The sequence below is a fragment of the Sphingomonas sediminicola genome (assembly GCF_049991885.1).
In the GTDB taxonomy this organism is placed as follows: domain Bacteria; phylum Pseudomonadota; class Alphaproteobacteria; order Sphingomonadales; family Sphingomonadaceae; genus Sphingomicrobium; species Sphingomicrobium sediminicola.
In genome coordinates this window covers 914,569-934,337 of record NZ_CP178916.1, presented here as the reverse complement: position 1 = coordinate 934,337, position 19,769 = coordinate 914,569, and the positions used below count along the sequence as shown (strand labels likewise).

The following is a 19,769-nucleotide window of genomic DNA, read 5'->3' as shown; positions in this document are numbered from 1 at the left end:
CGAAAGCAAGGAGAAATTCATGGCCCTTCCCCATCGCGCTCTGGTCCTTGTCGCCGACGGAAAGAAGGTTCTCTTCCTTCGCAATCACGGTGACCAGAACCAGATCGACCTGCGCACAGAATCCCACGATGCTCGCAAGGACCGCAAGGACAGCGACATCAAGACGGACGCGCCCGGCGCGACGAAGCAGAGTATGGGATTTGGCCGCGCTGCGATGGAGGAAACCGACTTTCACCAGCAGGAGGAAGACCGCTGGGTGAAGGACGCGGCGGACGAATTGAAGAAGCGCGCTCTCCGGAATGACTTCGATGCCCTGGCGGTCATCGCTCCACCTAAGGCGCTCGGTGTCCTCAAGAAGTGCCTCCACAAGGAAGTCCAGAAACGCATCGTCGTGACCATCAACAAGGAAATGACGGATCGCCCGATTCCCGACATCGAGGAGTTGCTCGTCGGCGAGGGAGCTCCCCCGGCCTGAGGCTGTGGTGTATTGCTAATATATAGCACCTGATCCCATTCGCTCGTCCCGCCGCTGGCCGATTTGTCGGCCAATCCCCTGTGCTCGTCGAGTTGGCATGGTTCTTGAAGTGATCTCCCTGCAGCGCCCCCGCTGCGCAAAAAGGGAGACAAGAATGACGATAATGACGACGATCGTAGCCGTCGCGCTTGGACTGGCGCCAATCGGCAAGGATGGGATCGTACAGCCGGTGAACGCGAAGGACGCGCATGAGATCGGCCGCTATTCCGAAACGGTGGACGATACCGGCACGACTCACCTGCAGGGCATCAATCGCCGGACCGGCGAAGTCTTCCACCTGACGGTCAACCCCTTTGGCCGCGTTGAAGGATCGGTCGGAAACTGGGTCGTAACATTTCAAGTCAGCGAGACTGCCTGACGTCCACAGAAATTGTCAGGCGAAGAGGTCCTCGATCTCCGCGTCCGGCGCCACGGCTTCGAGCAGCAGTGTGCGATGGCACGCTGCGGGATCGCGCTCATAACAAAGGAGAGCGCTCGGCTTCTCGCGGGAGAGGTCGAGCATCTTCCCACTCTCGGCTATCGCTTCGGGCAGCTCCAATTGTCCTGCGTAGATGCGTTTGAGCTCGTCTTTCCGACCCGCTCGCGCTGCGGCGCGCCCATCCGCGGGCGTCCCAAGGGCGCGCAGGTGGACATAGTCGATCCCCGCCTCGGCGAGCGCATTGCGCAATGGCGTCTTCGAAAAGCCGGGCCGCCGTGAATTGGGCACGGCCCTGATGTCTATGATCCGTTCGACGCCTGCTTTCTGAAGCGCCGCCAGGAATTCAGCGACCGTCGCGCCCTCATAGCCGATGGTGAAGATGCGCATGGCGGCTGGATAGCGCCTCACGGGACGACTAACAGCCCTCCATGTCCTTCGACATCCACATCATAGGCGGCGGGCTCGCCGGATCCGAAGCAGCCTGGCAGCTTGCCGAAGCGGGCCTCCGAGTCCGTCTTTCCGAGATGCGTGGCGGTGGCGCCATGACCCCGGCGCATGAAACCGATCGCTTTGCCGAGATGGTCTGCTCGAACAGCTTCCGCTCCGACGACGCCGAGAACAATGCCGTCGGCCTCCTTCACCAGGAGATGCGGGCGCTCGGCTCGCTGATCATGACCGCCGCCGAAAAACACCGCGTTCCCGCCGGCTCGGCCCTGGCCGTCGACCGCGAAGCCTTTGCTCTTGAAGTCACGCAAGCAATCGAAGGTCATCCGAACATCGAGATCGTCCGCGAGCGTATCGATGCGCTTCCCGATCATCCGACGATCATTGCGACCGGGCCGCTGACCGGGTCGAAGCTCGCCGAGGCGATCGCCGCCGAAACCGGCCAGGGTGCCCTTGCCTTCTTCGACGCCATCGCGCCCATCGTTCATCGCGACAGCATCGACATGGACATCTGTTGGATGGCCGCGCGGTGGGACAAGGGCGGCAAGGACTACATCAACTGCCCGCTGGACAAGGAGCAGTACGAAGCTTTCGTCCAGGCTCTTCGCGACGGAGAGAAGACCGAGTTCAAGGACTGGGAAAAGGACACCCCCTACTTCGAAGGCTGCATGCCGATCGAGGTGATGGCGGAGCGCGGTTTGGACACGCTTCGCTATGGCCCGATGAAGGGCGTCGGCCTCGATAATCCGCGAACGGGACGCTGGCCTTACGCCGTCGTCCAGCTTCGGCAGGACAATGCGCTCGGAACCCTATGGAACATGGTCGGATTCCAGACCAAGCTGAAGCATGGCGAACAGGTACGGATTTTCCGCACCATTCCGGGATTGGAGAATGCGGAGTTCGCACGGCTTGGCGGGATCCACCGCAACAGCTTCATCAATTCCCCTCGCCTGCTCGACGGCGAACTGCGCCTGAAGTCGAAGCCCAACATCCGCTTCGCCGGCCAGATCACCGGCTGCGAAGGCTATGTCGAAAGCGCCGCGATTGGATTGATCGCAGCACGTTTTGCCATCGCGGAACGGACGGGTGAAACGTTGCCTCCGCCACCTCCCGAGACGGCTCTGGGGGCTCTCCTCGGTCACATCACCGGCGGCGCCGATGCCGAGAGTTTCCAGCCGATGAACATCAACTTCGGACTGATGCCTCCGCTCTCCGGGCGTCAGAAGAAGGCCGAGCGGAAGAAGGCCTACACCGACCGTGCGCGAGAGAAATTGGCCGGGTGGTTGGAGCGCGAGCCGGTCGCCGAGCCGGCCTAACTGGGGAACTCAATCGTCGAGATCAGCTCCGTCATCCGAAGCAAGCGCGCCCTGATCGCTTCGGGGACGGTCTCGGGCAGCCGCTCAGCAATTGCATCCCTGGCCTCGAAGAAGCTCGGGTTCACCTGAACCAGTTCCATACGCCAATCGGGAAAGCTCCGTCTCTCGATCTTGCGCTTGTCACGGATTTCGAAACCCGAATGACGACTATCCTTTCGCAGTCGATCGACCAGATCCTCAATCGCTTTTTCCGATCCCTCTATGATCTGGAGAAAATGCGTGCCGTTGAATACCAGCAATCCGGTTATCCCGTCGGCCGAATTTCTGGTTCTAGATACCTGGTGAATTTGGTCCAAATCGGAGGATTGAGGGTCGAGACGGGCAAGGCTTGTGTACGTCACCGAAGTCAACTGCATACCTGATCGCTAGCCGCATTTTTGCCAGTCTCAAGCGGTAACGTCGGGTTGAAGACATAATTAACACGAACAGCGCTTTTTCTTCGGCGGAAGGGCTGCCGTAGTCGCATATTCGGCCGCATTCAGCCATCCGGACCGGTCCTTGTCGGCCCCAGCGAACTTGTCGATCGTCTTCACGGCCCATTCGTCGAACGACAGCGAGCCGTTTCCGTTCTTGTCGATCTTGGCGGAGGCCTTGCGACGGCTTGCGAGCAGTTCCTCGCGCTCGATGCGCTCTTTCTTGTCCTTGTCGGCGCGAGAAGATCGCTTCTCCTCGCGGCTCTTGGCGGACGCTTCGGGCGGCGCGGGCAAGCTCGGCGCTTGCACGCCGGACGATGCCATTCGCGCTGGGGGTGCAGGGGGAAGCTGTGGCGCCTCGGCTCTGCCAGAAGAGGAAGGCTCCGGTCAGGGGTAGGAAACAGGCCGCAGCCCCGGTTAGGAAACGCGCTAATGCGGTTCTCCTTCAACATAAGGAGATTCGGCATGGCAAAACTTGCGTCGGGAACGGACGGTCTCAGCGGCGATTAAATGCGTCCTGTCAGCTGATGCCGAAGCATCGCCGCCAAACGCGGCGGTGAGCCCTCAATCTCGAACGGCGCGCCCTGCTTCAGGTCGCGCGTTGCAAGCTTGGCTAGGGCCGTCAAAGGGCGCAGGGGTTGCGGGAAGCGCTGCCTCACAAGGGCTGGCGCGTAGGTCTCGGCCTCATCCAGCAGTTCCAGAACGCCACGTCGGACGACTGAGACCAAAGCGTAAAGTGCACCCGCTTCAAGGGTCCGGGTTTCGTCGGCACCAAGCAACCGGGCCGCGAGGCGGAAAAGCTTTATCCCACGCTCCGCCACACGGGCCGCATCGACATGCTCCTCCAGCAGAGCCACCCAACCGTCTTCAAGTGCCGCCAACTCTGCACCGGTGACGTTCGCGGGGAGCAAATGTTCGGCAGCTGCCTGCAGTCGAGGCTCGGCCGGAGCCGGCCCAGTATCGAGTTCCGCCAGCCTGTCACGCCACCAGGCAAGCTTGATGGCGGCAAGCGCCGGCTGTGTCGCTCGCGCGACCACATCGCCCATCGCAGCATCGACCTGCCACAAGGCTTCGGTAGCCGCGCGAACCTCAGCAGGGACTTGACGGAGCATAAGCACGCGATCGCCACCGATCGCAGCCGCTAGCTCCTCGTCAGCGGTAACAGACAGCCTTTGCGGCCTCGACAACGTCCGACGCCTTGATCAGCGCCAATTTCTCAAGGTTGGCGGCATAGGGCAGCGGCACATCGACGTTGGTCACGCGCAACACCGGCGCATCAAGGTCGTCGAACCCTTCGGTCATCGCGATGGCGATGATCTCCGAGCTGATCGAGCAGGTCGGCCAGCCTTCTTCGACGACAATCATGCGGTTGGTACGCTTGAGGCTCTCCAGCACCGTCGCTTTATCGAGCGGTCGCAGAGTGCGGAGATCGATGACCTCGGCATTGATACCCTGCCCCATCAACTCCTGCGCGGCCTCCAGAGCGACACCGACGCCGATGGAATAGCTGACGATCGTAACGTCCTTGCCCGGACGAACGATGCGGGCCTTACCGATCGGAAGGACGTAATCGTCCATCTGCGGCACGTCGAAATGCTGGCCGTAGAGCAATTCATTCTCGAGGAAGACGACCGGATCTTCACTCCGAATCGCGGCCTTGAGCAGTCCCTTGGCGTCCGACGCACTGTACGGCGCGATGACGATCAGGCCGGGCACGCTCGCGTACCACGGGCCATAGTTCTGGCTGTGCTGGGCACCCACCCGCGCCGCGGCACCATTCGGGCCGCGGAACACGATCGGGCAGCGCATCTGGCCGCCGGACATGTAGTTCGTCTTCGCGGCCGAATTGATGATGTGGTCGATCGCCTGCATCGCGAAGTTGAAGGTCATGAACTCCACGATAGGACGAAGGCCGCCCATCGCGGCACCCGAACCGAGACCCGCGAAGCCATATTCCGTGATCGGCGTATCGATGACCCGCCTCGGACCGAACTCGTCGAGCAGGCCTTGCGTCACCTTGTAGGCGCCCTGGTACTGAGCGACTTCCTCGCCCATCACGAAGACGCGATCGTCCTTGCGCATCTCCTCCGCCATGGCGTCACGGAGGGCCTCGCGGACGGTCGTGCTGACCAGCGGCGTGCCTTCAAGGACTTCCGGCTCGTCGACGGTATTGGCAACGTCGGCGACCAGGTCGCGTGCTGCTGTCTCGAAGACGTGCGGCGTCGGGGTTGCTTCCTCTTTCTGCTCCGCGGGCTGCGGTGCCTGAGCAGCCGGCTCTTCGGCCTTCCCTGGCGCCGCAGGAGCATCGCTCACTGCCTCGCCATCCGCTGCGAGCAGAGCGATCGGCTGGCCGACCTTCACGCCGTCGGTGCCTTCTGGAACGAGGATCTTCGCGATCTTGCCCTCGTCGACAGCTTCGAATTCCATTGTGGCCTTGTCGGTCTCGATCTCCGCAAGAATATCGCCCGACTTCACGTCGTCGCCTTCTTTGACGAGCCACTTCGCAAGCGTGCCCTCTTCCATCGTCGGCGACAGCGCCGGCATCTTCAGCTCGGTCGCCATCAGTAGGTCTCCACCAGCACGTCGGTATGGAGCTCGCCAGGATCCGGCTCCGGCGCCTCTTCGGCGAACTTCGCGGCTTCGACAACGATGTCCTTGATCTCCTTGTCGATCGCCTTGAGCTCTTCCTCCTTCACGCCCATCGCCTCCAGTTCCTTGGAGACGCGGTCGATCGGATCGTGATGCTCGCGATAGTCCTGCACTTCCTCGCGTGACCGGTATTTGGCCGGGTCGGACATGGAGTGGCCGCGATAGCGATAGGTCAGGAATTCGATGATGATCGGGCCCTTGCCGGCGCGCGTCCATTCGAGCGCGACTTCGGCCGCGCCGCGAACCGCAAGCACGTCCATGCCGTCGACCTGGATACCCGGAATGCGAAAGCTCTCGCCGCGCTTGTAGAGCAAAGGCTCGGACGACGAGCGCTCGATGCTCGTGCCCATGGCGTACTTGTTGTTCTCGATCGCGTAGATGACCGGCAGGTCCCACAGCTGAGCCATGTTGAAGCTCTCGTAGACCTGGCCCTGATTGACCGCGCCATCGCCGAAATAGGTGAGGCAGACGCCGCCATCCTCGCTATACTTGTGCTTGAGTGCGAGGCCGGTCCCGAGCGATACCTGCGCGCCGACGATGCCGTGGCCGCCGTAGAAGCCATGCTCAACGCTGAACATGTGCATCGAGCCGCCCTTGCCCTTTGAAATGCCGGCGGCGCGTCCAGTCAGCTCGGCCATGATCACCTTCGGGTCGATGCCGTAAGCGAGCATATGTCCGTGGTCGCGATAGCCGGTGATCACACTGTCCTTGCCGACGGTCATCGCCGACTGGAGGCCGACAGCGACGGCTTCCTGGCCGATGTAAAGGTGGCAGAAACCGCCGATCAGGCCGAGGCCGTAAAGCTGGCCCGCGCGCTCCTCGAAGCGGCGGATGAGCAGCATCTCGCGGTAGAATTGTAGAAGCTCGTCCTTGGTCGCTTTGTAGCGCTTGGGCTCCGCGGGGCGTTCCCTGTTCGGGATTTGCGGTGCTGCGCTTGCAGCGGCTTTGGTCTTCGCGGAACGCGCCACGTCTATCCCTCTTTATCGCGCTAATGGAATGAGCGGCGCGTCTATAGGTTGCACCGCTTCAGGCGGCAATGGCAGCCGTAGCGTCAATCGAGCGGGACGATAACCTCATCGGGCCGGACAAGCCCGAGGTCGCGGCGCACGAGTTCGTCGGCCATGTCCGGGTCTGCCTTGCGGGGATCCAACAGTGCCGAACGATGGCGCAGCTGCTGCTTTTGGGCCTCAAGTTGTGCCAACTCTAGCTTTCGGGCCTGAAGGTCGCGGTGATAGCCGCCCCAGGCGAGCAGGCCGTTGGGTCCGGCAACCGCATAGCCGGCAAAATTACCGACCACGATCAGCGCAAGCGCGGGCCAAAACGCCCGACGCATCAACCCGAAACTGCGAGCAGCACCCCCCATAAGTTCTAAGAATCACGATGGAGTCATGAAGGCAAGGAAAAAGAGCCCTTTGGGGGATAATGCTGTGGATTATGCGGACTTGTATGCCTTCAGGGCCGCAATTCCTGGATATCGGGCCGAATCACCCAACTCTTCTTCGATCCGGAGCAGCTGGTTGTACTTCGCGGTCCGGTCGGACCGCGCAAGGCTGCCCGTCTTGATCTGCCCGCAGGCCAAGGCGACCGCGAGATCGGCGATCGTCGAATCCTCGGTTTCGCCCGACCGGTGTGACATGACCGCCGTATAGCCGGAGGTCTGGGCCAGCCGCACCGCGTTGATGGTCTCGGTCAGTGTGCCGATCTGGTTGACCTTTACCAGGATCGAGTTTGCAAGCCCGTTTTCAATGCCTTGCGAAAGTCTCTTCTCATTCGTTACGAAGAGATCGTCGCCCACGACTTGCACATGGTCGCCCACCATGTCGGTCAGGATTTTCCATCCCTCCAGGTCGTCTTCTCCCATCCCGTCCTCGATCGACGCGATCGGATAGGCGTCCACGAGCTCGGCGAGATAGCTTGCCATTTCGATCGGCGAGAGGCTTCGGCCTTCGCCTTCCAGTTCGTACTTACCGTTCTTGAAGAACTCGGTCGAAGCGCAATCAAGAGCGAGAACGACGTCGCTTCCGGCCTTGTATCCGGCGCTTTCCACCGACCTGAGGATAAAATCGAGCGCTTCACGGGCCGAAGCAATGTTCGGAGCGAATCCGCCCTCGTCCCCAACGGACGTCGCGAGGCCCGCCTTGGCCAGCGCAGACTTCAGCGAGTGAAAGATCTCGGTGCCGCAACGCAGGGCCTCCGAAAAGGTCGGAGCGCCGACCGGCATGACCATGAATTCCTGGAAATCTATCGGATTGTCCGCGTGGGCGCCGCCATTGAGGATGTTCATCATCGGCACCGGAAGCACGTCGGCGCTTACTCCACCGACATAGCGATAAAGCGGCGTCCCGAGCGCATCCGCCGCAGCCTTTGCGGCTGCCAAGCTTACGCCAAGGATCGCATTGGCGCCGAGCCGGGACTTGTTCGGAGTGCCATCGAGGTCGATCAAGGTTCGGTCCAGCTCCGCCTGCTCTTCGGCATCCAGGCCGAGCACCGCGTTAGCAATCTCGTCGTTGACGGCCCGGACCGCCTTTTCGACACCTTTCCCGCCCCAGCGGCTCTTGTCGCCGTCGCGAAGCTCCACCGCCTCGTGCGCCCCCGTAGAGGCGCCGGATGGGACCGCGGCACGGCCCATGCTTCCGTCTTCGAGCGTGACGTCAACTTCCACGGTTGGGTTTCCGCGGCTGTCGAGGATCTGGCGGGCGTGGACGTCGACGATCGCAGTCATGGCAATCCTTCTTGCGCAGGCGTAATGATTTTGGTGTGCGCAGCACCTATAGGCGGCGCGCCGGAGCGTGCAACTTTCGCTTCAGCAGTCAGGAACGACGGTAACGGTTCAGGGTTGAGGAAGGACAAGGAGACTCGCCATGGGTGACGACAGAACCGACCTTCCCGAAGGCACCGACACGATACTTGCGGGCGCATCGAATACGGACGACACCACGAACGTGGATACAACGGAGACAGGCCTGGTGACTGAAACGAGAACTCCCGCAACTCGAAGCAATCCGGACCTGCGGAAGCGCATTCGGGAGGGCGGAGAGCGGCTTTCCACGGAAGCAACCGATCGCGCCCGCGGCCTTGTCAGCCAGGGACTCGAACGTTCGGCCGAAGCCCTTGCAAACGTCAGCAAGCTGGTCGGCGACACCGCGGACGGCCTCGATGAACGGCTCGGCCAGGAATATGGCGACTACGCTCGCCGCGCCGCAACAGCGATCGAAGATACGGCCAACAAGATCGCATCCAAGAACCCCGATGAATTGATCGAGGACACCCGCGACTTCGTTCGCAACAGTCCCGGACTCGCCGTTGCGGGAGCCGCAATCGTCGGCTTCGTCGTCGCTCGGCTGCTCAAGTCCGGACTGAACCGCGACGAGGAAGACGATAGCTAGGGGCGAACCGGACTTGCTGAAGCCGCCCAACGAACCCGAAGGAGCGACGGGCGACAATGAGCGCCCGATTGGCGAGCTCGTCCACGAACTGATCGAGGACGGCAAGGCCTATGCACGGGCAGAGGCGGAGGTGATCAGGGCGATCGCCACCGCGAAGGCCAATGCGCTGAAAATCCCGTCCATCATGTTCGGGATGGCGTTCCTACTTGCGTTGGCGGCGATCGCCGCCCTCGCCGTCGGCGTGGCTATGGGTCTCGCTACATTGATCGGACCGCTAGCCGGCGGAATTGTCGCTTTCCTCCTTTTGGCGGCCGTTGCCGGCGGCCTCGGCTGGTACGGCGCCAAGCGTTTGCGGGAGGATCTATGACCCGCGAATTGCCGGAAGTGACTGCCGCCAAGCTCGAAGCGGAGCGCGCCCGCTTGCAACTGATGAGCACGGCCAATCGCCTCCAGGCGCGGATGAGTCCCGGCACGCTTGCTTCCAACGCTTGGCATGATGCGAAGAACAAGGGCGCGGATCTCGCGGAAAATGCAGTCGACGCAGTTCGCAAGCGACCTGTCGCCGCGACAGGCGTTGTCGCCGCAATTGCCTTGTTCCTCGCCCGCGAACCGCTGATGGATCTCGCAGGAAAGGTGGCCAACGGCGTGAAGCGCAAAGTGCCGAAGACAACCCAGCCAAAGCCAAGACCAAAGCCTAGGACACGAACCAAATCCACGGAGAATCCCGTATGACCGAGAATCGCAATTCCAATCGGGACGAAGCTCGCCACTCAACGCCCCGCCAGCGGGCAATTGAGGCCTATGGCAACGCCCGCGACCGGGTCTCGAACGCCGGACGCCGCGCAGGCGAGACGATCGAAGAAGCTCCGCTGATCGTGCTGGCCGCCGGGCTGGCTGCGGGTGCGGCCATCGCCGCACTGCTTCCGCGCACCCGGGCGGAGGATAAGCTCGTCAAACCGGTGGCCGATCGTGCGCGGGAAACCGCCCGCACTGCGGTCCAGGCTGCCAAGGATGCCGGTCAGGACCGGCTCGATGAGCTCGGCCTCACGCGTCAGAAGGGATCAGACGTCATCCGTTCAATCCTCGAGGGCGCGGGCGACGCTGCGAAAGCTTCGGCGCAGGCGGCGCTGGGCACTGTCCGACGCGGCGAATGATCGTCCGAGAGCCGGTTCGCATGGCCTTAGAATCCTGCTAGCGGGCGCGCCATGAGCAAGCTTCATCTCGTTTTCGGAGGCCGCGTTAAGGACCCGCGCGGCCTGGACTTCGTCGATCTCGACCACATCGACTTCGTCGGCCTTTTCCAGAGCTATACCGAAGCCGAAGAGGCCTGGCGCGGCCGGGCCCAGCGGACCGTGGACGACGCGGAAATGAAGTATGTCGTCGTCCACCTACACCGGCTGCTCGAGCCGGAGAGCGACAGCGGCACCGCCTCGGCCGCCTAGGCGTTCCTGTACCGCCAGATCAGCAAGGGACGCTGCAGAAGCAGACCGGCCACGAAGCCGCCAATGTGTGCGGGCGTCGCGAGCAGGAACCCCTGCGTGCCGGCGAGTAACCCGGTCATGACCTGAAGCACGACCCAGGCAGCGAGCAGCCATAAGGCATTCAACGATCGGTTGAGAGCCGCCGAGCTGACGATCTTCTTTTGCTGGCCGAAGCTGAGCGCGAACGCGCCGATAATCGCGCTGATCGCACCGCTGGCACCAATCATTGGCGTCGCCGAGGCCGGATCGACCAGCCACTGCGCGATGGCGGCCGTGTAGGCACCGACTGCATAGAGGAAGACCAAAGGTCCCGGACCGAGAATGCGCTCGACCTGCGTTCCGCACCATACGAGCATCAGCATGTTGAGGGCCAGATGAAGCCCACCGCCGTGCACCAGAGTTGACGTCAATGGCGTCAACCAGGCGGGAACAGCCGGCGTGAGGTCGATCAGGCCGCTTAGACGGGCCGGGATCACGCCCATTATCACCGCTGCCCGGCTGTCTGCACCGAGCAGGGCCGTGAGCAGCCATGCGATGGCCGTCACGACGGTGATAGTGACGGTTGCGGTGCGTGGTAGGCGCATCAGCGCGTCACGGCCTAGATGAACTCGATCTTCTTGATCTCGTAGTAGCGGTCACCCGACGGCGTCGACACTTCCACTTCCTCACCCTTGTGGCGGCCGATCAAAGCGCGGCCGAGGGGAGAATTGTAGCTGATGCGGCCATCCTTCGCGTCGGCCTCGACCTGGCCAACGAGCTGGTAGCGAACTTTCTTCTCGTCCTCGTCCAGCAGGGTGACGGTGGCGCCGAACACCACCTTGTCGCCCGAAAGCGTGGTCGGATCGATCACCATCGCGCGGCTCAGCTGGTCGTCGATGTCGGCGATCATCGCCTCGATCTGACCCTGACGCTCCTTCGCCGCGTGATATTCTGCGTTCTCGGACAGGTCGCCATGCGCGCGAGCGGCTTCAATCGCCTCGACGACCGCCGGGCGCTCGACCGTTTTCAGGTGCCGCACCTGCTCGCTGAGCTTGCGGTGGCCCTCGGCCAGCATCGGGACCTTTTCGGCAGTCGCCATGTCAATGGCCTTCCTCTTCAAAACGCCGCCTGCCGCGCCCTGACCAGGGTTCGCGAAGCTTCAGGCGGATTGTATGGTGAATTTCAGCTTTCGGAGGCGGAATAATAGGATTGGAGGGAGCGGACTTCAAGCGCATGTCCTCTCAGCGCTTCGATTGCCCGTGCCGTAGCCAGGCTCCCTGCCGCCGTCGTGAAGTATGGCACTTTCCTGATAAGCGCCGTCGAACGGATCGAATGGCTGTCCTTCAGCGACTGCCAACCCTCGGTCGTGTTGAAGACAATCTGGACCTCACCATCCATCAGCTTGTCGACGATGTGCGGACGTCCCTGGGCAACCTTGTTCACTCGTTCGATCGGTAGGCCTTTGCCCGCCAGATGATCGGCAGTGCCGCCCGTAGCGATGATCGAATAACCGAGTTCAATCATCTTCTCGACGGCAGGAATGATATTGTCCTTGTCGGCGTCTTTTACCGATACGAAAACCGTTCCCTTGTTCGGAAGGCTGATGCCTGCGGCGATCAAGGCCTTGCCGAAAGCAAGGTCGAATTCCCTGTCAATTCCCATGACTTCGCCAGTGCTCTTCATTTCCGGTCCGAGAACGGGATCGGAACCCGGGAACCGGGCGAAGGGGAAGACGGACTCTTTTACTGCGACATGGTCGATGGCGCGGTCAATGCCGCCTAGGTCGGCCAGCTTCTCACCGGCCATGACCCGTGCTGCAAGCTTGGCAACGGGACGTCCGATCGCCTTGGCGACGAACGGCACCGTACGGCTGGCACGCGGATTGACTTCGATAAGGTAGACCTGGTCCTCCCTCACTGCGAACTGGACATTCATCAGCCCGCGGACGTCGAGCGCCAGGGCAAGTTCCTTTGCCTGCCGTTCGATTTCCGTCACCACCTCATCTGAAAGGCTGTGTGGCGGGATGGAGCAGGCGCTGTCGCCCGAGTGCACACCGGCTTCTTCGATGTGCTGTAGAATTCCGCAAACCGCGACGTCGGTTCCGTCGCAGATGGCATCAACGTCCACCTCGATCGCATCTCGAAGGTAACGGTCAATGAGGACAGGGCTCGATCCCGACACAGCCACGGCGGTCGCAATGTAGTGATCGAGCTGCTCCGGCCCGTCGACCACCTCCATGCCCCTGCCGCCGAGCACGTACGATGGCCTAAGGAGCACCGGATACCCAATGCGCGAAGCGACCTGGATTGCCTCTTCCCGGCTTCGCGCAAGCCCGTTTTCAGGCTGCTTGAGGCCCAGTTTGTCGACGAGCTGGGCAAAGCGCTCCCTGTCTTCCGCCAGATCAATCGAATCCGGCTTGGTGCCTAGGATCGGGATGCCCGCCGCACCCAGGTTCGCCGCCAGCTTCAACGGGGTCTGGCCACCCAGCTGGACGATGACGCCCAGCAATTCCCCCTTCTCCACCTCGCGGTGCAGGATCTCGAGCACATCCTCCGCTGTCAGAGGCTCGAAATAGAGTCGATCCGACGTGTCAGGGTCGGTCGACACCGTCTCCGGGTTGCAGTTGACCATGATGGTCTCGAACCCCGCCCCATCACGCCCGAGCGCAAACGCCGCGTGGCAGCAGCAATAATCGAACTCGATGCCCTGCCCAATGCGGTTTGGTCCGCCGCCAAGGATGGCGACCTTCTTACGATCGCTGATCTCCGCTTCGTCCTCGGGCTCACCGAACAGCGGAGCCTCATAGGTCGAGTAGAGATATGGCGTCGCCGCATCGAACTCCGCGGCGCAGCTGTCGATCCGCTTGAACACTGGCCTGACGCCGAGCTTGTGCCGATGATCCCGCACTTCCGTCTCGGTAACGCCACCCGTCATGTGCTTCAGCGCGTCGTGCATGATGCCCGAACCGCCGGCGATCATCTCGCTCATCTCGCGCTCAACGTGCGCCGACCGGAGCGCCAGCTGTGCAAGGCGCGCATCCGAGAAACCCATCGCTTTCAGCCGCCGCATCTCCGCCGGGTCCTGCGGCAGGCCGTCGCGCCGGACTTGCGCCTCCGCGTCCACAATCTCCTGCAAGCGCTGGAGGAACCAGGGATCGAACCCAGCAATCTGGGCGATCCGCTCGACTGTGAAGCCCTGACGGAGAGCTTCGGCAGCCACCAGTAGACGGTCCGGAGTCGCCTTCGCCAGCGCATTCTCGATCACCACCGGGTCGGCGCCGTCGTACTGCATTACCCGATCGAGACCGGTGAGGCCCGTCTCCAGCCCGCGAAGCGCCTTCTGGAGGCTCTCCGCGAACGAACGGCCAATGGCCATCACTTCGCCGACCGACTTCATTGACGTGCTTAGCAGCGCCGGAGAACCTGCGAATTTCTCGAAAGCAAAGCGCGGGATCTTGGTCACGACATAATCGATGGTCGGTTCGAAGCTCGCGGGCGTTGCGCCGCCCGTGATGTCGTTGGCGATCTCGTCGAGCGTGTACCCAACGGCCAGCTTCGCCGCGACCTTGGCAATCGGGAAGCCGGTAGCCTTGGACGCGAGCGCCGAGGACCGCGAAACGCGCGGGTTCATCTCGATCACGACCATGCGACCAGTCTTCGGATCGACTGCGAACTGGACGTTAGAACCGCCTGTTTCGACGCCGATTTCCCGAAGGACGGCAATCGAAGCAGAGCGCATCCGCTGATATTCCTTGTCGGTCAGCGTCAGCGCCGGAGCGACAGTGATGGAATCGCCGGTGTGAACGCCCATAGGATCGATATTCTCGATCGAGCAGATGATGATGGCATTGTCGGCGCGGTCGCGGACGACCTCCATTTCAAACTCTTTCCAGCCGAGCACCGATTCCTCGATCAGCACCTCGGTGGTCGGGCTGGCCTCCAAGCCGCCCCTAACGATCGCCTCGAATTCCTCGCGGTTGTAGGCGATGCCCCCGCCCGTCCCGCCAAGTGTGAAGCTCGGGCGGATGATCGCCGGCAGCCCGACGCTTTCGAGCGCCGCCCAGCCGTCGTCCATGCTGTGCGCGATTGCCGAGCGCGGGCTTTCCAGCCCGATCTTGTCCATCGCCTCACGGAACTTGAGCCGGTCTTCGGCCTTCTCAATCGCCTCGGCATTGGCTCCGATCAGCTCAACCCCAAGCCGTTCCAGCGTGCCGTCCTTCGCGAGCGATAGCGCCGTATTCAGCGCTGTCTGACCACCCATCGTCGGGAGGATGGCGTCAGGCTTCTCCTTCTCGATGATCTTGGTGACGAACTCTGGCGTGATCGGCTCGATGTAGGTCGCGTCCGCAAGCTCCGGATCGGTCATGATCGTCGCCGGGTTCGAATTGACGACGATGACCCGGTAGCCCTCTTCTTTCAGGGCCTTGACCGCCTGGCTTCCCGAATAATCGAACTCGGCGGCCTGGCCAATGACGATCGGGCCGGCGCCGATGATCAGGATGGAGGATATGTCGGTGCGTTTTGGCATCAGCTCGCTGGATAATTGATGGCGTTGACGAAGACGGTCTTGAGCCCGTTTTTCCGCGCCCATTTGGCAACGCAGGCGCGCTCCTCGGGTGAGGAATCCGGACGGAACAGAAAGATGAGGCGCTTCTCGCTCTCATCCTGGAACAGCTCTCCCACGGCGAGACCACAATTCTGGCCGACGTCGTTGAGTTCGGCCTGGGTGTGCATGCGGGCAGTGACACAGGCGGGTAAAGCAAGAGCAGTGCAAACGAGAGCCGCCATCCTCACTTCATGGCCCCGACGAACTTCTTGAACAGGTAGAAACTGTCCTGCGGCCCCGGGCTTGCCTCTGGGTGATATTGCACGCTGAACACCGGGCGGTCCTTCAGTTCAATTCCGCAATTGCTGTTGTCGAACAGCGAGACGTGCGTCTCGCGCACATTGTCCGGCAGGCCTTCACGCTCGACTGCGAACCCGTGGTTCATGCTGGTGATCTCGACCTGACCGTCCTCGAGCCGCTTCACCGGATGGTTCGCGCCGCGGTGGCCCTGAAACATCTTGCTGGTCTTGCCGCCGACCGCGAGCGCAAGCATCTGGTGACCAAGACAGATACCGAACAGCGGCTTGCCGGTTTCCAGCATCTTGCGGATCACCGGCACCGCATATTCGCCCGTCGCCGCCGGATCGCCAGGCCCGTTCGACAAGAAGAAGCCGTCCGGATTGTGCGACATGACCTCGTTGAATGACGCACTCGCCGGTACCACCGTAACCCGCGCGCCGGCCTCGACCAGGTTGCGGAAAATGTTGCGTTTGGAGCCATAGTCGACGGCGACAACGTGCGGACGCTCGTCATCGTCCCCACCCATTTCATAGCCCTCGCCCCAGACCCACTTGCCGCCGGTCCAGCGCTCGACCTGAAGCCGACTGACGTCCTTCGCCAGATCCATGCCTTCCAGACCCGGCCAATCCGCCGCCATCTTCTGAAGCCGCTCCAGGTCGAACTCGCCAGTAGCGTTGTACGCGATCGTGACCGTGGGCGGCCCCTCTTCACGGACGAGCTTCGTCAGCGCCCGTGTATCGACTCCGGAAATGCCGATCCGGCCCCACTTCCGCATCCAGTCGGAAAAACCCTGGTTCGCCCGGTAATTGCTCGGCTCGGTGACCACCTCGCGCACCAGGCAGCCGAGCGCGTGCGCTTCCCCTGCCTCGACGTCCTCGTCGTTGGCGCCGACATTGCCGATGTGCGGGAAGGTGAAGGCGATGACCTGCTTCGCGTAGGAAGGATCGGTCATCACTTCCTGGTAGCCGGTCATGGCGGTGTTGAAGCATAGCTCGCCGACGGCTTCGCCCTCGACCCCGAAGCCCTTGCCCCACACGACCCGGCCATCGGCGAAGACCACGACTCCCGTCGCGCCTTTCGGTTGAGGCGCGGACAAGGGTCGAGCGTCGGCCATGGGCGGGAAAGCCTTCCGTCAAAGAGTTTGCAGCGATGTCGCTAAGACACTGCCGCTAGGCCCCAGCGGACTTGAGGTCAACGCTGTAAAATCGCGAATTTCCGCGTTACGGGCTGTCCTTTCCACCAAAGGGCACAGGGCGAGCATGATTCGCGACGAAATCAAGGCGGCATTGGTCACGGCGATGAAAGGTGGCGACAAGGCCGCGACGGGCACGATCCGCCTCATCCAGTCGGCTATCAAGAACCGCGACATCGAGCTTCGGACTTCCACTGCCACCACGGACGACGACCTGGTCGTCACCGACGTGCTCCAGAAAATGATCAAGCAGCGCCGCGAATCCGCAGACCTCTACCGCAAAGGCAACCGCGAGGAGCTCGCCGCGACCGAAGAGGCCGAAATCGCGGTTATCGAGCGCTTCCTGCCCAAGCAGATGAGCGACGAGGAAGCGAGCGCGGCGATCCAGACGATCATCGCCGAGACCGGCGCCTCGGGCATGAAGGACATGGGGAAGGTCATGAGCGAGGTGAAATCGCGTCTCGCCGGCCAGATCGATCCGGCGCGGGCCAGCGCAATGGTCAGGACTGCACTGGTCTGACGAAGAAGGCCCCGCCGCGGTAAGCGGCGGAGCCTCTCAAAATGTTCGAAGATTATCTTGCGGTTGCGGCAGTTCCGCTTGCGGCGGCGCTGCCGGTTAGGCCCATCACCCCTTCCATGACGAGTTCATACATCAGCATGGCAAGTGCGGTGGCGGCTGCGCCGGCGATACCCATTTGGAGATTGCCCATCACGGCACTGAGTTGGGCGCCGATGGCCGGGATCGTCGAAAGCGCCGTGCCTATGATCGGCAGTGCGACGACCGCCACCATGGCAAGCACCAATCTTTCCCTGGGCATCGAGAGTCCGGCGATCAGGCCGAGGACGACAAGTATCAACGCAACATTCAACCCACCCATGGCGACAAATCCAGCCACGATCGCGAGGACGATGTAGATTGCGCGGGCAAGCCCGCCGACCTTGTTCATCATGGTAACCCCTCCAATTCGTTCCGCGCAGCGGCTCCCCACCGCTGCACTTCGGAACAAAGAAGAGATTAACCCTATTTCCGCTCATTCCGCAGGAGAAATAATCCCGTCGATTCCGTCCCTTGCGGGCATGGTCAAATCTTCACCTGCAAAATCGGCCCACCTCATCTGTGGATAAATCGCCTTCATGCGCTTGCCGCGCGCCGAGTCGGATGCGAGAAAATCCGGTCGCCCAATGAGCTTAAGTCCCGCCTTCCTCGACGAGCTTCGTGCCCGGACCTTGCTGTCGGCGGTTATCTCGCCGTCGGTGAAGCTGATCCGCGCTGGCCGCGAATGGAAAGCCTGCTGCCCCTTCCACAATGAGAAGACGCCCAGCTTCACGATCAACGACGAAAAGGGCTTCTATCACTGCTTCGGATGCGGCGCGCATGGCGACGCGATCCGCTTCCTGACCGATGCGCGGGGCTTGCCCTTCATGGATGCGGTGAAGGAGCTTGCGGGCAAGGCCGGGCTCGAAGTCCCTGCCCCCGACCCACAAGCACGCGAACGATCCGAGCGCACCTCAACGCTGACTGACGTCATGGCGTCGTGCCAGAAATGGTTCGCCGAGCAACTCGCCGGGATCGAAGGCGCAGAGGCCCGCGAATATTTGAAAAACCGCGGCATCGGCCCAGCAACCGTCGCCCGCTTCGGCATCGGTCTAGCGCCTGAGGGACGAAACAAGCTCAAGACCGGACTATCGAGCCTCGGCGAGGACAAGCTCGTCGAGACGGGCATGCTCGTCAAGAATGACGAGGGCGAGACCTACGACCGCTTCCGCGGCCGGATCATGATCCCGATCCGCGACGCCCGTGGTCGGGTGATCGCATTTGGCGGCCGCATCCTGGGCGCCGGCGAGCCCAAGTACCTCAACTCCCCCGACACACCGCTCTTCGACAAGGGCCGCACCCTCTACAACCTTGATCTCGCCAGCCCGGCGACCCGTTCGGCGAAGCGCCTGATCGTCGTCGAGGGCTACATGGACGTGATCGCCCTCGACCGAGCCGGCATCGCCGAGGCCGTGGCGCCCAACGGCACCGCCGTCACCGAGCACCAGCTCGAGCGGATGTGGCGGCTCGATCCGAACCCGATCCTCTGCTTCGATGGCGACAGCGCAGGCCAGAAGGCCGCCATCCGCGCAGCAACCCGCGCCCTTCCCCACCTCGGCCCTGAACGGACCCTGCGGTTCGTCGAGCTTCCGGCGGGCCAGGACCCGGACGACGTCGTCAACAACGGCGGCCGCGAGGCATTGGAAGCCCTGTTTGCCGAACCCGAGCCGCTGGTCGACCGCCTCTGGCGCCACGAGCTCCAGGCGCAGCCGCTGACGACGCCCGAGGCCCGAGCCGGTCTCCGCCAGCGCCTGATCGAGCATTCTCAGGCGATCGGCGACCAGGCGCTTGCCCGCCTCTACCGCGAAGAGTGGCTTCGGCGATTCCACGATGAGGTCACACCCGCCCGCCCGCAATTCCAGCCGCGCCGCGAGTTTCAGTCCAGATATTCTGGCCAGCCAAACCAGCGCGGCGCGCGCTGGGTACCGCCCAAGCCTCCCGCGGGCCCTGCCGTACGCGCCATTGCAGCGACTGGCATCGACCGAACCATGGCCCGCGCCCTGGTCCTCGGTTTTGTTAATTTTCCGGAGGCGCTGGAGCATCATTGCGAGCAACTGGCCTCCCTTCCGATCGGCGAGGCGACCCTCGCACGGATACGCGACCGGCTGGTCGATGCAGCCGTTTCCGGCGAAATGCTTGATCGGGAGGCACTTGCTACCATATTGCGCGACAGTGGAGCGGCGGCCGACCTCGAGAAAGCGCGCCGAACCGGAACAATGGCTTTTTCCTTCACCCGCAGCGACACGGATCCAGACCGGGCCGTACGCGACCTCGGGACCGCGATCGATGCGTTGATGGCGGACGGGGAGATAGGTGCGGCCCTGAAAGCCGCGACCGAGCGTTTGAAGGAAGGCGAAGAGGATGCGTTCGAGGAGCAGCGTCGGCTGCACTCGAAACGTGAGGAAATCAAGGAGCGGCTGGCGTCTCTCGCCGGCAGTGACTAAGCGGCGGCACAC

24 protein-coding genes are annotated in these 19,769 nt (G+C 62.5%); 10 read left to right on the top strand and 14 right to left on the bottom strand.

Translation table 11 applies throughout. The features are described from left to right. Positions 1–19: 19 nt before the first annotated feature. Both ACMC5O_RS04920 and ACMC5O_RS04915 read left to right on the top strand, forming a co-directional pair. On the top strand, positions 20–475 hold the full coding sequence (locus tag ACMC5O_RS04920) for a host attachment family protein (RefSeq protein WP_426693351.1): 456 nt from the start codon (positions 20–22) through the stop codon (positions 473–475). A gap of 154 nt (positions 476–629) precedes the next feature. Beyond that, positions 630–893, top strand: coding sequence for a hypothetical protein (locus ACMC5O_RS04915; RefSeq protein ID WP_187709674.1), 264 nt, complete (start codon positions 630–632; stop codon positions 891–893). A gap of 15 nt (positions 894–908) precedes the next feature. Here ACMC5O_RS04915 and ACMC5O_RS04910 read toward each other — a convergent pair whose 3' ends face one another. After that, positions 909–1,340 (bottom strand): DUF488 family protein, encoded by a 432-nt coding sequence (locus ACMC5O_RS04910; RefSeq protein WP_187709888.1) that lies wholly within the window; start codon positions 1,338–1,340, stop codon positions 909–911. A 41-nt stretch (positions 1,341–1,381) separates the two neighbouring features. Here ACMC5O_RS04910 and trmFO point away from each other — a divergent pair, with 41 nt between their 5' ends. After that, positions 1,382–2,713 (top strand): methylenetetrahydrofolate--tRNA-(uracil(54)-C(5))-methyltransferase (FADH(2)-oxidizing) TrmFO, encoded by a 1,332-nt coding sequence (gene trmFO / locus ACMC5O_RS04905; protein ID WP_426693350.1) that lies wholly within the window; start codon positions 1,382–1,384, stop codon positions 2,711–2,713. On the opposite strand, the gene ACMC5O_RS04900 is transcribed toward trmFO, so the two are convergent. The 7 genes from ACMC5O_RS04900 to eno all read right to left on the bottom strand — a co-directional run bounded on the left by ACMC5O_RS04900 (position 2,710) and on the right by eno (position 8,557). After that, positions 2,710–3,129, bottom strand: coding sequence for a BLUF domain-containing protein (locus ACMC5O_RS04900; RefSeq protein WP_187709675.1), 420 nt, complete (start codon positions 3,127–3,129; stop codon positions 2,710–2,712). The genes trmFO and ACMC5O_RS04900 overlap by 4 nt on opposite strands. Positions 3,130–3,189: 60 nt before the next feature. Continuing rightward, positions 3,190–3,510: a histidine kinase gene (locus ACMC5O_RS04895; protein ID WP_426693349.1), complete on the bottom strand. Its 321-nt coding sequence runs from the start codon at positions 3,508–3,510 to the stop codon at positions 3,190–3,192. Positions 3,511–3,692: 182 nt separating this feature from the next. Continuing rightward, positions 3,693–4,298, bottom strand: a complete 606-nt coding sequence (locus ACMC5O_RS04890; RefSeq protein ID WP_187709676.1) for a hypothetical protein — start codon at positions 4,296–4,298, stop codon at positions 3,693–3,695. Positions 4,299–4,338: 40 nt separating this feature from the next. Then, a complete protein-coding gene (locus tag ACMC5O_RS04885) occupies positions 4,339–5,748 on the bottom strand; it encodes a pyruvate dehydrogenase complex E1 component subunit beta (protein ID WP_187709677.1) in 1,410 nt (469 codons plus the stop codon). Beyond that, positions 5,748–6,803, bottom strand: coding sequence for a pyruvate dehydrogenase (acetyl-transferring) E1 component subunit alpha (pdhA, locus tag ACMC5O_RS04880; RefSeq protein WP_246444528.1), 1,056 nt, complete (start codon positions 6,801–6,803; stop codon positions 5,748–5,750). The genes ACMC5O_RS04885 and pdhA overlap by 1 nt, the downstream gene beginning before the upstream one ends. A gap of 83 nt (positions 6,804–6,886) precedes the next feature. Then, positions 6,887–7,168, bottom strand: a complete 282-nt coding sequence (locus ACMC5O_RS04875) for an FtsB family cell division protein (RefSeq protein WP_426693348.1) — start codon at positions 7,166–7,168, stop codon at positions 6,887–6,889. Between the two features lie 99 nt (positions 7,169–7,267). After that, entirely contained in the window at positions 7,268–8,557 is a 1,290-nt protein-coding gene (eno, locus tag ACMC5O_RS04870) for a phosphopyruvate hydratase (protein ID WP_426693347.1), read from the bottom strand. 139 nt (positions 8,558–8,696) lie between these two features. Between eno and ACMC5O_RS04865 the strand changes: the two genes are divergently transcribed. From ACMC5O_RS04865 to ACMC5O_RS04845, 5 genes are read left to right on the top strand one after another with little or no spacing between them, the layout of a single operon-like run. Next, on the top strand, positions 8,697–9,221 hold the full coding sequence (locus ACMC5O_RS04865) for a hypothetical protein (protein WP_426693346.1): 525 nt from the start codon (positions 8,697–8,699) through the stop codon (positions 9,219–9,221). Between the two features lie 13 nt (positions 9,222–9,234). After that, entirely contained in the window at positions 9,235–9,588 is a 354-nt protein-coding gene (locus ACMC5O_RS04860; RefSeq protein WP_187709680.1) for a phage holin family protein, read from the top strand. Further along, positions 9,585–9,953, top strand: a complete 369-nt coding sequence (locus ACMC5O_RS04855) for a DUF3618 domain-containing protein (RefSeq protein WP_187709681.1) — start codon at positions 9,585–9,587, stop codon at positions 9,951–9,953. The genes ACMC5O_RS04860 and ACMC5O_RS04855 overlap by 4 nt, the downstream gene beginning before the upstream one ends. Then, complete coding sequence (locus tag ACMC5O_RS04850) at positions 9,950–10,375, top strand: hypothetical protein (RefSeq protein WP_187709682.1); 426 nt, start codon at positions 9,950–9,952, stop codon at positions 10,373–10,375. The genes ACMC5O_RS04855 and ACMC5O_RS04850 overlap by 4 nt, the downstream gene beginning before the upstream one ends. A gap of 51 nt (positions 10,376–10,426) precedes the next feature. Next, positions 10,427–10,663 (top strand): DUF4170 domain-containing protein, encoded by a 237-nt coding sequence (locus tag ACMC5O_RS04845; protein ID WP_187709683.1) that lies wholly within the window; start codon positions 10,427–10,429, stop codon positions 10,661–10,663. Here the strand turns inward: ACMC5O_RS04845 and ACMC5O_RS04840 are convergent. From ACMC5O_RS04840 to carA, 5 genes are all read right to left on the bottom strand, one after another. Further along, the gene (locus ACMC5O_RS04840) at positions 10,660–11,286 is read right to left on the bottom strand and encodes a rhomboid family intramembrane serine protease (protein ID WP_187709684.1); all 627 of its coding nucleotides are present in this window, start codon (positions 11,284–11,286) and stop codon (positions 10,660–10,662) included. The genes ACMC5O_RS04845 and ACMC5O_RS04840 overlap by 4 nt on opposite strands. Before the next feature lie 14 nt (positions 11,287–11,300). Then, positions 11,301–11,780 carry a transcription elongation factor GreA gene (greA, locus tag ACMC5O_RS04835; protein WP_187709685.1) on the bottom strand — a complete coding sequence of 160 codons (480 nt, stop codon included), beginning with the start codon at positions 11,778–11,780 and terminating at the stop codon, positions 11,301–11,303. Positions 11,781–11,863: 83 nt separating this feature from the next. Then, a complete protein-coding gene (gene carB, locus ACMC5O_RS04830; RefSeq protein WP_187709686.1) occupies positions 11,864–15,208 on the bottom strand; it encodes a carbamoyl-phosphate synthase large subunit in 3,345 nt (1,114 codons plus the stop codon). Next, positions 15,208–15,414: a hypothetical protein gene (locus ACMC5O_RS04825; protein WP_187709687.1), complete on the bottom strand. Its 207-nt coding sequence runs from the start codon at positions 15,412–15,414 to the stop codon at positions 15,208–15,210. The genes carB and ACMC5O_RS04825 overlap by 1 nt, the downstream gene beginning before the upstream one ends. A 56-nt stretch (positions 15,415–15,470) precedes the next feature. Continuing rightward, positions 15,471–16,640 (bottom strand): glutamine-hydrolyzing carbamoyl-phosphate synthase small subunit, encoded by a 1,170-nt coding sequence (carA, locus tag ACMC5O_RS04820; protein ID WP_426693345.1) that lies wholly within the window; start codon positions 16,638–16,640, stop codon positions 15,471–15,473. A 145-nt stretch (positions 16,641–16,785) separates the two neighbouring features. On the opposite strand from carA, the gene ACMC5O_RS04815 reads away from it, so the two are divergent. Beyond that, positions 16,786–17,238: a GatB/YqeY domain-containing protein gene (locus tag ACMC5O_RS04815; protein ID WP_187709688.1), complete on the top strand. Its 453-nt coding sequence runs from the start codon at positions 16,786–16,788 to the stop codon at positions 17,236–17,238. 52 nt (positions 17,239–17,290) lie between these two features. On the opposite strand, the gene ACMC5O_RS04810 is transcribed toward ACMC5O_RS04815, so the two are convergent. Further along, positions 17,291–17,668 carry a hypothetical protein gene (locus ACMC5O_RS04810; protein WP_187709689.1) on the bottom strand — a complete coding sequence of 126 codons (378 nt, stop codon included), beginning with the start codon at positions 17,666–17,668 and terminating at the stop codon, positions 17,291–17,293. A 232-nt stretch (positions 17,669–17,900) separates the two neighbouring features. Here ACMC5O_RS04810 and dnaG point away from each other — a divergent pair, with 232 nt between their 5' ends. After that, on the top strand, positions 17,901–19,757 hold the full coding sequence (gene dnaG, locus ACMC5O_RS04805; protein ID WP_187709690.1) for a DNA primase: 1,857 nt from the start codon (positions 17,901–17,903) through the stop codon (positions 19,755–19,757). Positions 19,758–19,769 lie beyond the last annotated feature (12 nt).